The organism is Achromobacter sp. ISS7 (genome assembly GCF_056523125.1).
In genome coordinates, this window is record NZ_JAWRZD010000001.1 from 2,619,018 (window position 1) to 2,633,692 (window position 14,675).

At 69.7% G+C, this 14,675-nt stretch carries 1 protein-coding gene; it reads left to right on the forward strand.

Annotated elements, in window-relative coordinates; all coding sequences use genetic code 11:
* The first annotated feature begins 17 nt into the window (after nucleotides 1–17).
* The gene (locus AC1HFW_RS11840; protein WP_479283498.1) at nucleotides 18–14,675 is read left to right on the forward strand and encodes a filamentous hemagglutinin N-terminal domain-containing protein; all 14,658 of its coding nucleotides are present in this window, start codon (nucleotides 18–20) and stop codon (nucleotides 14,673–14,675) included.

Consider the following 14,675-nt stretch of genomic DNA (forward strand, 5'->3'; position numbering starts at 1 on the left):
CAGAAAAGCGACCGACCATGACTCGTCAATCCCGCATCCTCGCCCAATCCGCCCGCCGCCAGTCCCTGAAGGCCCCGCCCCTGCCCGCGCTCACCACCATGGCCATGGTGATCGGCTCGCTGGTCTCCGGCGGCGCGCACGCCAACCCCACCGGCGGCAACGTCGTGGCCGGCGGAGCGACCATCAATGACCGCGGCAACGGCACGCTGGACATCAACCAGTCGACCGGCAAGGCGATCATCAACTGGAAGGGCTTCAGCATCGGCGCCAACGAGACGGTCAATTTCCGTCAGCCGGGCAGCAACAGCGTCACGCTGAACCGCGTGGTCGGCAATGACCCGTCGGCCATCTTCGGCCGGCTCAACGCCAACGGCACCGTGGTGCTGGTCAACCCGAACGGCGTGCTGTTCGGCAAGGGCGCGCGCGTCGACGTGGGCGGCCTGATCGCCACCACCGCCAACATCAACGACAGGGACTTCCTGGCGGGCAAGTACAAGTTCGATCAGGCCTCGTCCAAGGCGAACGCCATGATCGTCAACGAAGGCACGATCAGCATCAAGGACAGCGGCCTGGCCGTGCTGGTGGCGCCCGCGGTGCGCAACTCGGGCGTCATCGAGGCCAAGCTGGGCCGCGTGGCCCTGGCCGGCGCCAAGACCGTCACGGTCGACTTCCATGGCGACGGACTGCTGAGCTTCGACGCCACGTCCACCGTCAGCGAACTGCCCAAGGACGCCGACGGCAAGCCGGTCTCGGCCCTGGTGACCAACGCCGGCGTGATCCGCGCCGACGGCGGCACCGTGCTGCTGACGGCGCGCGCCGTCAAGGGCGTGATCGACAACGTGGTCAACACCGACGGCATCATCAGCGCCAAGGCGGTGGGCACGCAGAACGGCAAGATCGTGCTGTCCGGCGGCGACGCCGGCACGGTCAATGTGGCCGGCACGGTCGAGGCCACCGGCACCGGCGCTGGCGAGCGCGGCGGCAAGGTCGTGGTGACCGGCGAACACGTCAACGTGGCGCGCGGCGCCGCGATCGACGTGTCCGGCGCCGCCGGCGGCGGCGAGATCGCGCTGGGCAGCCAGGGCGTCGCGCCCGACGACGGCTCGGCCGCGTTCAGCGGCAAGTCGTCCACCGTCAAGGTGGCGGCCGGCGCCACGCTCAAGGCCGACGCGCTGGTCAAGGGCAACGGCGGCAGCATCACGATGTGGTCCAACGACGCCACCGCGTTCGCCGGCAGCCTGTCGGCGCGTGGCGGCAAGGACGGCGGCGACGGCGGCTTCGCCGAAGTCTCCAGCAACAAGAACATCGGCCTGACCGGTTCGGCCGACCTGCGCGCGCCCAAGGGCAAGACGGGCATGCTGCTGATCGACCCGACCGACCTGCGCATCGTCGACTCCGGCAACGGCACCGGCTCGCAGGACGGCGCGGCCGGCGACGGCACCATCAATGGCGGCGACGCCAACACCGCCAACAACACCGTGTCGCGCGGCCTGCTGGAAAGCCTGGCCGGCACCACCAACATCAAGCTGGAAGCCACCGGCCAGATCACGGTCGCGGACATGGCCGCGATCAACCTGAAGACCACCAGCGGCCACAGCTTCACGATGCGCTCGACCCAGACGGGCGGCATCCGCTTCGAGAACGCGAACACCGAGATCAGCACCCAGGGCGGCTCCATCACGCTGGAAGCGCTGGGCGTGGGCAGCACGCTGGACAACATCGGCAAACTGACCAGCCGCGGCGGCGCGATCACGCTGAACGCCACCGGCGACATCAACCTGGCCAACGTCATCGACGCCGGCAGCGGCGCGGCGCTGGTCCGCACCAGCGCCGGCTCGATCCGCAACACCGGCGGCGCCAACCAGGTCGTGGCCGGCGGCAGCGTCAAGCTGGACGCCAGCGGCGGCAACATCGGCGATGCGGGCGCGGCGGTCAACACCCGCACGGCCCAGTTGTCGCTTGCGACCGGCGGCAACCTGGCCGTGGCCAACCGCCAGACGCTGACGTCGCTGGACATCACCAGCCGCCACGCGCAACCGGGCGTCAACAACAGCTTCCAGCTGACCTCGCCCGACCTGACTTTCGCGCTGCAGGACAACGGCAGCTACCAGCTGAGCACGGTCACGCAGCCGGGCCTGAACTTCTCGTTCACCGGCGACCGCACCATCACCGCGGGCAACATCGACCTGGGCAGCGGCGCGCTGGCGCTGACCTCGACGGCCGGCCACATCCTGGGCACGCCCACCTCGTTGCTGAAGGCCGGTTTCATCACGTTGAGCGCCGCCGGCAGCGACGGCAAGACGGGCGCGATCGGCTCGTCGGCCCAGTCGCTGAACACCCAGACCGCCTCGCTGACCGCCACCAGCGGCACCGGCGGCGTCTACCTGAACAACACCGGTTCGGCGATCCTGAAGGCCATCGACACCACCGGCAGCCTGGTCGCCACGACCACGGGCAACCTGACCCTGGGCGATATCAAGACCGGCGCGTCCGCCGTCCTGACGTCGGCCCTGGGCAACATCGTGGACGACGGCGTCGACGCCACCACGATCGCCACGTCCTCGCTGACGCTGGCGGCGGCGAACGGCACCATCGGCACCGGCGCGCGCAGCCTGAAGACCAGCGCCAGCAGCCTGTCCGCCGTCTCGAGCGGCGGCGTGTACCTGGACAGCACCAGCAGCAACCTGAACATCACCCAGGCGCAGGCCGCCAACGCCGCCATCACCATCACTGGCGCCGGCAGCGTCTCGGCCAACAACGTCAGCTCGGGCGGCGGCGCCGTCAACCTGACCGGCAACAGCATCAACGCCGGCCAGGTCAACGCGGGCAGCGGCAACGTCACCCTGACCGCGCGCGCCGGCAGCATCACCGGCACCTCGGCCTCGCTGATCACCGGCAACGTCGTCACCCTGCTGGCCCCGGCCTCCAACACCTCGTACACCGTCGGCACGTCGGGCACCTACCTGCGCACCGCCGCGGGCGAACTGCACGCCACCGGCGGCAGCATCTTCCTGAACCAGGCCCAGGGCTCGGTGCTGCTGGACGACCTGAAGGCCAACAACGGCATCTATGTGACCGGCGTCGCCAACCTGACGGCCAACCAGCTGGACGCCGGCAACGGCACGCTCTCGCTCAACGCCCAGGGCGGCAGCGTCCTGCGCGCCAATGCCAACAGCGTGCTGGCGGGCAGCAGCGTCAACCTGCAGGCCCTGCAACACCTGGGCACGGCCAGCGAACACCTCACCACCGCCACCACCAGCCTGACGCTGGGCAGCGGCGGCGACATCTTCATCGACAACCCGGGCAAGACGCTGACCTACCTGGCGATCAGCAATTCCCACGCCGACCCGGCCCGCCGCAACACGCTGCAGGTGGCCGCGCCGTTCCTGACCTTCGACATCAATGACAACCTGGGCAACGCCTACGAACTGCGCCAGGTCTACAGCTCGCTGCTGAACCAGTTCTCTTTCACCGGCGACCAGAGCCTGAAGCTGGGCAACCTGCGCGCCGGCAGCGTCATCACGCTGACCTCGACCCTGGGCAGCATCCTGGACGACGGCATCGCCGATACGCGCGTCACTGCCAACAGCGTCAGCCTGACGGCCAACCAGGACATCGGCACCGCCGCCAACTACGTGGCGGTCAACGCGCCCAGCCTGTCGCTGGACACGCGCGGCAACCTGTATGCCACCAACATCGCCGACCTCAACTCGCTGTCGGTGACCGCCCGCCACAAGGGCGCGGACGACCACTACGTGCTGGACGTGCGCGCGCCGTCGCTGCTGTTCAACATCACCGACGACGCCAGCGGCCACACCCTCCGCGAAGTGCGCGACGCCAACTCGGTGAACTTCAGTTTCACCAGCGACCGCGACATCACGGCTGGCAGCATCGACGCCGGCTACAGCGGCAGCATCACCCTGAACGCCGCCGGCGACATCCGCGACGACGGCAACAAGCAGACCCGCCTGCTGGCCAACGCGGTCAACCTGATCGCCGGCAAGGCGGTCGGCGCCAGCGGCGCGGGCTACCTGGACATCATCGCCGGCAGCCTGAGCGGCTCGGCGGGCAATGGCGGCTTCTACGTCCAGCTGCCCAACCCCACCGGTTCGTCCAACACCACCGGCACCGTCACGCTGAACAACATCACCGCCACCGACGACGTGCGCATCGACACGCGCCAGGGCGACGCGCTGCTGTCCGGCACCGTGCGCAGCTGGAACGGCGCGGTCGCCCTGAACGTGGCCAACGGCTCGCTGTTCGGCAACGGCACCGGCAACGTGTACGCGGGCGGCAATGACATCCTGCTGACCGCCGCCGGCGCCATCGGCGGCGTGTACAACGGCAGCCTGCGCTACATCGGCGTGGGCGGCAGCGGCCAGGCCAGCGTGCAGGCCACCGCCGGCACCGACGTCTACCTGAACGGCACCACCGGCAACATCAAGCTGACGCGGCTGGAGGCCGGCAGCGGCCAGATCGGCTACACCCAGGCGTCGGGCAACACCACGATCGGCAGCCTGAGCGCCGCCGGCGCGGCCACCCTGGCCAACACCGGCGGTTCGCTGCTGGACGACGGCGACGCCGCCACGCAGATCCGCGCCAGCAGCATCGCGCTGGCGGTCGGCGGCAGCATTGGCGCGACGGGCGCCGCGCTGACCTTGCAGGCGCCTGACGTCAGCCTCGCCAGCGGCGGCGGCATCGCCGTCGACAACCTGGTCGGCCTGACGCGCCTGAACATCACCCGCAACGGCACGGCCAACGCCACCTATGCGATCACCGCGCCGAACCTGACGGCGTTCACCGTGACGGATGACGCCAGCGGCATCCACCTGAAGAACATCGCCAGCGCCACCAACCTGGACTTCGGCTTCACCGCCACCAGCAAGAACCTGCTGGTCGGCAGCATCGACGCGGGCGCCAACGGCAAGGTCAGCCTGACCTCGAACCAGAACATCAGCAACGACGATCCGGCCAACCGCGGCGCCATCCGCGCCTCGACCGTGGCGCTGACGGCGGGCACCGGCGGCTCCATCGGCTCGTCGGTCACGGGCGGCGGGCTGGTCCTGAACGGCACGTCGGCGCTCAGCCTGACCGCCGGCAACCACTTCTACGTCAGCAGCGACACCGTGCTGCGCAGCCTCGCCATCAACAGCCTGAAGGCCGCCGGCAGCGCCAGCACTTTCGAGATCGGCGGCGGCGCCGGCCAGACCATCCGCATCAGCGACGACGGCACCACCCAGTACCTCGAACAGGTCACCGGCGGCCTGACCGACTTCAGCTTCAGCGGCCGCAAGAACATCCAGGCCGGCACGATCACCGCCACCAATTCGGTCAACCTGGCCACGACCGGCGGCGGCGTCAACTCCAGCATCACCAGCGATGGCGGCGCCGGCCGCATCACGGCCAACAGCGTCACGCTGTCGGCCACCGGCTCGGACAGCTATACCGCCCGCGACGCCAATACCGGCGCCATCGGCGCCAGCGCCCGGGCGCTGCGTGTGACCACCAGCAACCTGGCGGTCACCAACAACGGCGACATCAACCTGCACAACGGCGGCCAGGCGCTCAGCAGCCTGAACCTGTACCTGTCGCGCCGCGACGCCGGCAGCAGCGTCAACTACGACACCAACAGCTATGCCTTCGCCGGCATGGGCGGGCAGTCGCTGTCGCTGGGTAGCGGCACCAACATGACGATCGGCGCCAACATGCAGGGCGCGGCGCTGACCATCAACACCGACACCGCGATCACCTCGAACACCATCAACGCCGGCAGCGGCTCGGTGTCGCTGACCACGCGCTACGTCAACAGCGACCTGGCCCCCAGCATCGGCGGCTCGGGCCTGATCACTGGCAACAGCGTCAGCCTGAGCGCCCTGGGCACCAACGGCAGCGTGTCGGCGCAGACCAGCACCTCCAACCTGGCGGTCGCCTCAGCCGGCAACGTGGCGGTGGCCAACAACAAGCAGCTCGATTCGCTGTCGTTGACGGCCAATCACGCCAGCACCAGCGGCGCGCTCAACAACAGCTACAGCATCACCGCCACCGGCATGTCGGCCTTCTCGCTGAGCGATTCGACCGGCGTCGCCGGCCTGACGCTCAACGACATCCGCAACACCGGCAACCTGGCGCTGTCGATCTCGTCGGACCGCTCGCTGACGGTCAACAACGTCACCACCGCCGCCGGCGGCTCGGTCACGCTGGCCAGCAACGGCACCATCTACGGCACCAGTTCCAGCGCCGGCACGCCCAACATCACCACCGGCGCGCTGACGCTCAACGCCGGCTCGGTGACGGGCGTCTACGCCACCAATCAGCCGCTGTACGTCAGCGTCGATTCGCTGTCGTCGAACATCCGCGGCAGCCTGTGGATCTCGAACAACAAGAGCCTGACGCTGCTGGACAACAGCGCCACCAGCTCGGCCCAGGTGAACGTCACCAACGGTTCGATCATGCAGGGCGCCGGCCGTTTCGTCAGCCCGGTGCTGACGCTGACCGCCACGCAGTCGATCGGCGCCGCCGGCAACGCCATGCGGACCGACACGCGCCAGCTGACCACGCAGTCGGGCGGCAACCTGTACATCGACAACGCCAGCGACCTGTTCTCGCTGAACATCACCGCCAACCACGCCAACAGCGCGGTGGACAACGTGCTGCAGGTCGCGGCCAAGGGCCTGACGTTCAACGTCACCGACGCCACCGTCTACACCATGGCGCAGGTCAGCGACCTCACCGGCCTGAACTTCTCGTTCAACGGCGACCGCGCGCTGTATGTCGGCAACGTCGACGTCGGCCCGGCCAATACCGTCAGCCTGGGCGCCTTCGGCACCGACGCCCACATCATGAACCTGACGCCGACCTCGCACATCACCGGCGATTCCGTGACGTTGGCCGCCAGCGGCCAGATCGGCGTGGCCTCGGGCGACAACTCGGGCTCGATCCACGTCACCACCAGCGAGCTCTACCTCACCGCGGGCAGCCACGTCTACGTGGACAATGACCGCGACCTGGCCAGCCTGTCGCTGTACGCCACCGGCAGCGCGCCCGCGACCTACCAGATCCAGTCGAACGAACTGCTGTTCGACGTGGCCCACAACGGCAGCCGCCTGCAGGTCAACCAGGTGCGCGACAACACCGGCCTGAACCTGATGCTGTCGAGCAACGTCGGCCAGGACATCGGCATCATCGACACGCAGCCGACCGGCACGGTGCGCCTGTCCAGCAACAACAGCATCCTGGGCAGCGCCGACGACAGCCAGCGCATCACCGCCGCGCAGGTCAACATCACCACCCAGGGCTCGGGCGCCATCGGCGCGGTCGGCCGCGAAATCAACCTGTCGGCGCCGATCGTCAGCATCCAGAACGCCGGCGACGTCTACGTCGATTCCGACACGCACATCGATTCGCTGACGCTGTACTCCACCGGCAATGCCGCGCGCAGCTACGGCATCAATTCGCCCACCCGCGACGGCGGCAACATCGGCTTCCAGGCCACCGACGGCGGCAGCGGCAGCAGCGCCGGCCTGGTGCTGAGCCAAGTGATCGACCAGGGCGGCCTGAACCTCAGCGTCACCAGCGACCGCACCATCACGGTCGGCAAGATCAATGTCGGCAACGACAACGTCACGCTGACCTCGCGCGGCGGCTCGCTGCTGGGCGACGGCGACAGCACCACCAAGATCGACGCGGCGGCCCTGACCCTGACGGCCAACAACGCCATCGGCGCGGCCGGCGCCGGCAACGCCATCGACACCCGCGTCAGCACGCTGAACGGCCGCGCCAATGGCGGCGGCGCGTACATCACGGTGGAAGGCAACACCAGCCTGCCGAGCCTGGTCTCGACGGGCGCCAGCTCGGTCAGCAACACCACCGGCGACATCGAGCTGGGCACGGTCAACACCAACGGCAACGCCTTCACGGTCAACAACACCGGCGGCTCGATCCTGAGCGGCACGATCAACAACGCCACCACCGTCAATCTGACGGCCAATGGCTCGATCGGCAACAAGAGCGCCATTCGCACCACCGCGCTGGCCAACGGCACCACCACGGTCAACCTCAGCGCCACCAAGACCGACCGCGCCGATGGCAGCATCGCGCTGACGGAAGCCTATGGCCTGCAGGTGGCCTCGGCCTCCGGCGCCGGTGATATCACCCTGAGCGCCGACACCGCCAACAACGGCCGCAACCTGACCGTGGGCACCATCACGTCCACGGACGGCGCGGTCACCCTGTCGACCGCGCGCGGCAGCATCGTCGGCGCCAACAACAGCAACCTGGTCACCGGCAAGAGCGTCAACCTGACGGCCAACTACGGCACGGGCGCCTCGATCGGCGCGTCGAACTCGGCCCGCCTGCACCTGAACACCGAGAAGCTGACCCTGGCCACGCCGGGCAGCATCTACGTCGACAACCTGGCCGACCTGTCCGACCTGACCATCATCCGCAACAACGCGCAGGGCTCGAACCTGGGCAGCGCGGGCATGTTGACCATCGACGCCAAGAACCTGACGTTCAGCGGCGGCGACTCCAACAACGCCACCGCGCTGACCGTGGTGCGCGACACCACCGGCCTGAACTTCACCTACCAGGCCGTGGGCGCGATCAACCTGCACGACATCGACGTCACGCAGAACGGCTCGGTGACGCTGTCGACCAACCCGTACTACTACACGGGCGGTTCGATCCAGGGCATGAACGGCTCGTCCAAGATCGTGGCGGGCGACCTGACGCTGTCCACCGGCACGGGCGACACGCCCAACACCATCGGCTCGGCCGGCCTGGCGCTGAGCACGCAGGTCAAGAACATCGCCGCCACCGCCTCGGGCGGCATCTGGCTCAAGCAGAACGGCTCGATCAACCTGGGCAACCTGCGGGCCGGCGGCGACCTGTCCGTCACCACCACCACGGGCGACATCCTGGTCGGCACGGTCAGCTACGGCACCGGCAACGCCCTGACCCTGAACGCCCAGACCGGCAGCATCCTGTATGGCGGCGGCACGCTCTCGGGCGCGGGCACCGGCGCCATCACGCTGACGGCCCAGAACGGCATCGGCACCCGCGACGCGGCCATCAAGATCGCCGCGCCGAACAGCCCGGTGTCGGCCACGGTCACCGGCAACGGCTCGCTCTTCCTGGACAGCAGCGGCAACCTGCTGGGCGGCCTGACGACCACCGTCTTCAACGGCGAAACGCGCGTCACCGGCAACGGCAACCTGGTGCTGACCAGCATGACCTCGGTCACCGATGCGGCCGGCAACGACATCTCGGTCAAGACCACCAGCGGCAACGTCACGGTCAAGAACGTGCAGGCCGGCGCCAACCACGGCCAGGTCACGATCGGCGCCGACAACGGCGCGATCCTGGCCGACAGCACCGGCGCCACGGTCCGGGCCTATGGCGTCGCCCTGAGCAGCGCCAACGGCATCGGCGCCGCCAACGGCCGCATCAACGCGACGGGCCAGCGCGTCGAAGCCACCACCAACGGCGCCATGTACCTGGCGGCGGACAACAACGCCGTCTACTCGTACCTGTCGGGCAACATCATCGACATCGCGGCCGCCGGCAACCTGCAGATCGCCAACGCCATCGCCGCCAACGGCAACGGCACCATCAAGATCACCGGCAACGGCACCAACAGCCAGCTGGTGGCGGGCAACATCGACGCCGGCACCGGCAGCGTCAACATCGACTTCAGCAAGGCCGGCAGCACCATCGTCGACGACCGCGAGGAATCCACCCGCATCATCGGCGGCAACGTCACGCTCAAGGCCGGCGCCGGCATCGGCGGCGCGGCCGGCTCGCCCGACAACCTGCAGACCACCGCCGCCAACATCACGGCGGAAGTCACCGGCGCGGGTTCGATCTACCTGAACGACAATCGCGCGGCCGGCACCACGCTGGCGTCGCTCATCACGCAGAACGGCGCCATCGGCATCACCACGGCCGGTCCGACGCTGGTCACCAGCGCGATCGGCAGGACCAACGCCGCCGGCAACGACATCTCCATCACCACCACCAACGGCGACCTGTCGATCAACAGCATCGACGCCAGCCGCGGCGGCAACGTCACCCTGACGGCGGCCGGCTCGATCAAGGGCGCCCTGGCGGGCAACCTGGTCTTCGGCAATACGCTGACGGCCATCGCCGGCGGCAGCATCGGCTCGGCCACCAACCTGAACAATGGCACGGGCGGCATCGCCCTGCGCACCAACGTGGCGGCACTGGGCACGCTGTCGACCGCCGCCGACGGCGCCGTCATCGTCGTCAACAACGTCGGCACGCTGGCCCTGAACGCCAACGGCGGCAACGTCAAGCAGACCGGCGCGAACAGCTCCGTATACCTGACCACCGCCGGCGACCTGGACGCCAGCGGCGGCATGTCGGCCACGGCCGACAACCTGCTGCTGTCCTCGGGCGGCAAGCTGACGGTGGCCGCCACCGGCGTCCAGGCCAACAACGCCGTCACCCTGCGAGGCACGCAGGACGTGGTCGCGGCCGGCGCCACGCCGCGCAGCATCGCCGTCAAGGGCGGCTCGCTCACCTTCAGCAGCGGGTCGGTGGGTGGTGACACCGCCCTGGTGACCGAAGTGGCCAGCGCCAACGCCAGCCTCACCGGCGTCTCTATCCCGGCCAACCTGACGCTGACCAACACCGGCGACCTCGATGCCACGCTGAGCACCACCACCGGCGACATCACCGCCACCGCCAGCGGCGCGCTGAACGCGTCGGCCTCGGCCAGCGGCGCCAACCGCACCATCGCCCTCACCTCGCAGCATGGCGACGTGACGGTCGGCGGCGTCAATGCCGGCGCCGCCAGCGGCACCATCATCCTGAACGCCGCCGAAGGCTCGTTGCTCGGCCTGGGCGCGATGACCGCTAACAGCCTGGACCTGACCAGCAAGAACGGCATCGGCGCCGCGGGCGCGCACTTCATCACGGGGGCCCGCAACCTCAAGGCCAACGTCACCGGCGCCGGCGACATCTATGTCGACGCCACCGGTCCCCTGACCCTGGGCCGCGTCGCCACCGCCGACGGCAACATCGGCATCGGCGCCGCGGGCAACCTGGCCAGCACGGTCGGCCTGACGGCCGGCAACGGCGGCAATGTCACGCTGGCCTCCAGCGCCGGCAACGTCAGCGTCAGCCACGCCATCGCCAGCGGCGACGCGAAAGACCTGAGCGTGAGCGGCGCGGCCATCTCCATGGCCGACGCCACCACCACCGGCAGCCAGACCTACGCCGGCAACGTCACGCTCAACGGCGACCTGACCGCTTCGGCCATCGACATCACCGGCAACGCCACGCTGGCGGGCGCCACGCGCACGCTGACGGCCGACGGCGGCGTCGGCATCTCGGGCGCGCTGAACGGCGGCGGCCAGCAGGCGGTGATCGTGGCCGACCACGGCAATGTCACGCTGGGCGGCAATGCCACCAACCTGGCCAGCCTGACCGTCACCGGCAGCGCCATCGACCTGCAACAGGTCACCACCACCGGCGCCCAGCAGTACAACGGCGCCACCACGCTGCGCGGCACGTACACGACCACCAACGGCGCCTTCGGCGTCGACGGCGCCACCACCCTGGCCGACGCCGTCAACGTGTCCACCGGCAGCGGCGCGGTCACCTTCGCCGGCGCGGTGTCGGGCGCCAAGGCGCTGACCGTCACCAGCAGCGGCGCCACCACCTACGGCGGCGCCGTCAACATCGCCTCGCTGAACCAGGCGGGCAGCGGCGCCACGGCCATCAACGGCGGCGGCGTCACCACCAGCGGCGCGCAGGCCTACGCCGGCAAGGTGCTGCTGGGCAACGACGCGCTGCTGACCGGCACCAGCGTCACCCTGTCCAACGGCGCCGATGGCGCGTATGCCCTGGAGATCGACGGCGCGGCTTCGCTGACCGGCGCCATCGGCGCGGTCACCAAGCTGGCCAGCCTGACCCTGGATGGCGCCGCCACGCTCAACGCGGGCACCATCGCCACCACCGGCGGCCAGCACTACAAGGGCGCCGTCACGCTGGGCCGTGACCACACCCTCAGCACCACCACCGGCGGCGTCGCGTTCGACGGCGCGCTGGACGGCTCGCGCGACCTGCACGTCGTGTCGACGGCGGGCGGCGACGTCAGCTTCGATACGGTGGGCAACGCCACGCAACGCCTGGGCAGCCTGACGGTCGACACGGCGGGCACGACCGCCTTCAACGGCACGGTCTACGCGGCATCGGTGCAGACCGACGACCCGGGCGCCGTGAGCATCAAGGGCGAGCGCATCGACACCACCGGCGTCATGAAGTTCGGCGAGCTGGTCACGCTGGGCGCCAATGTCACGCTCAAGGGCGCCAACGTCACCCTGGGCGGCGGCGTGAACTCGACCGACGAACAGCAGGGCCTGACCATCGAAGGTCCGGCCGTGATCGGCGGCCCGGTGGGCGCCGGCGCCAACGGCCGCCTGGCCTACCTGACCGTCAACAACGACGCGACGCTCGGCGGCGGTCCGATCAAGACCGTGGGCGAGCAGTCGTATCAGGGCAAGGTCCTGTTGGACAACGATGCGCAGCTCAGCACCGCCAACGCCAAGGTGACCTTCAATGACATGGTCGTCAGCCTCAACGGCAGCGGCCTGGCGGTCAGCAGCGGCAGCGGCGACGTGCGCTTCGCCGACACGGTCGGCAGCGCCACGGGCCGCCTGGGCGACGTGGTCGTCAACAGCAGCGGCGCCACCACCTTCGAGAAGGCCGTGTATGCCGCCTCGGTCGCCACCAATGCCGGTGGCACCGTGGCGATCAATGGCGGCCTGGTCGACACCACCGGCACGCAGTCGTATGGCGAGCGCGCCGTGTTCGGCGCCGATACCGTGCTCAAGGGCAGCACCGTCAGCCTGCTGGGCGGCGGCGATGGCGGCCACGGCCTGACCATCGACGGCGACGCCGTGCTGAAGGGCCCGTTCGGCGCCAACGATCCGTTGGCCAACCTGACGGTCAAGGGCAACGCCACGCTCGGCGCCGGCAGCATCAACACCGTGGGCGAGCAGTCGTACCAGCGCAACGTCACCGTGGGCGGCGACGTCACGGTGACCAGCCGCACGGGCGATATCGGCTTCAACGGCGCGGTCGACGGCGGCCACGGCCTGAATGTCGTCGCCAGCCAGGGCGAAGTGACGTTCTCCGGCCCGGTCGGCCAGACCTCGCGCCTGGGCGACCTGAAGGTCAGCGCGGCCGGCGACATCGTGCTGGACGGCCCGGTGCGCGCCGCCTCGGTGCAGACCGGCGGCAACGGCGACCTGCTGATCAACGGCGGTTCGATCGACACCACCGGCGCGCAGCAGTACGGCCAGCACGTCATCCTGAGCGGCGTGGACACCACCCTGACCGGCACCAACGTGCAGCTCAAGGCCGGCGTGGACGGCACCCAGTCGGGCAAGCAGGGCCTGGTCATCGTCGGCAACGCCGACATCCAGGGCGACGTCGGCGCCACCACGCCGCTGCGCGGCCTGTCGGTCACCGGCGCCACCACCCTGGGCGGCGGCAAGACGCACACCACGGGCGACCAGGTCTACAACGGCGCGGTGACGCTGAAGGGCGACCGCGACCTGACCAGCGACACCGGCTCGGTGATCCTGGGCAGCAAGCTGGACGGCGGCAACCGCAACAACCTGAACGTCAACGCGGCCAAGAACATCCAGGTCGCGGGCGACGCCACCGGCCTGGGTTCGCTGACCCTGCGCGCCGTCGACACCATCGTCTTCAACGGCGACGTCAGCGCCTACCGCGTGCAGCAGCTGGAAGCCAAGACCGCCAGCTACAACGGCGCGGTGCGCGCCTCGGGCCCGGACGGCATCGACATCTCCGGCGGCAGCGTGTCGTTCGGCAAGGACGTCACCGCCGATACCGGCGCGATCCGCATCGCCAACACCAGCCCCACCGGCACCACGTCGTTTGGCGGCGGCAGCACCGTCAAGGCCGCCACCGGCTTCACCCAGACCGGCGGCGCCGGCCTGACGCTGCCGGCGCAATTGCTGGTGACGCAGGGTCCCATCAACCTGGGCGCGCCGGCCAAGCTGCAGGGTTCGAACGCGGTCATCCAGACCAACGGCGACATCACCGCCATTGGCCTGACCGGCCCGCAGACCTCGCTGACGCTGGCCTCCGGCACGGGCGCGCTGCGCATCGGCCTGAACGACGCCGACCCGAGCCACAAGCTCGACGTGGCCGGGCTCACCGTGCCGAACGCCGGCTCGGCCGACATGTGGGGCTCGATCGGCGGCCGCACCGGCTCGATGGCCGCGACCATGGTCCGCAGCTCGCTGGTCGGCGCGCCGTACTACATGAACGGCGCCACCTGGGGCCCGACGGACGTGATCGACCGCCTGGCATCGGTGACGGCCCCGCGCTCGGTGATCCCCAGCACGCCCACCGCCAACCCGCTGTTCCAGGGCACCGTGCCGTCCAAGGGCTTCGGCCCCGACGTGCTGGGCGCCTTCGCCGATCCGCAGGTGCTGACGGTGGCCTCGGCCTTTTCCTGGCAGCTGCCTTCCGGCGACAATGCCGTACTGACCGTGCCGAACGGCAATGGCCCGGTGCTGCACACGCCCGCCGGCAACCCGCAGCGCCCCGCCGTCGAAGGCATCCCCCCCGCCGACGACGCGCGCCGCGAACTCGACATTCAATCCCGCACTCTCTGA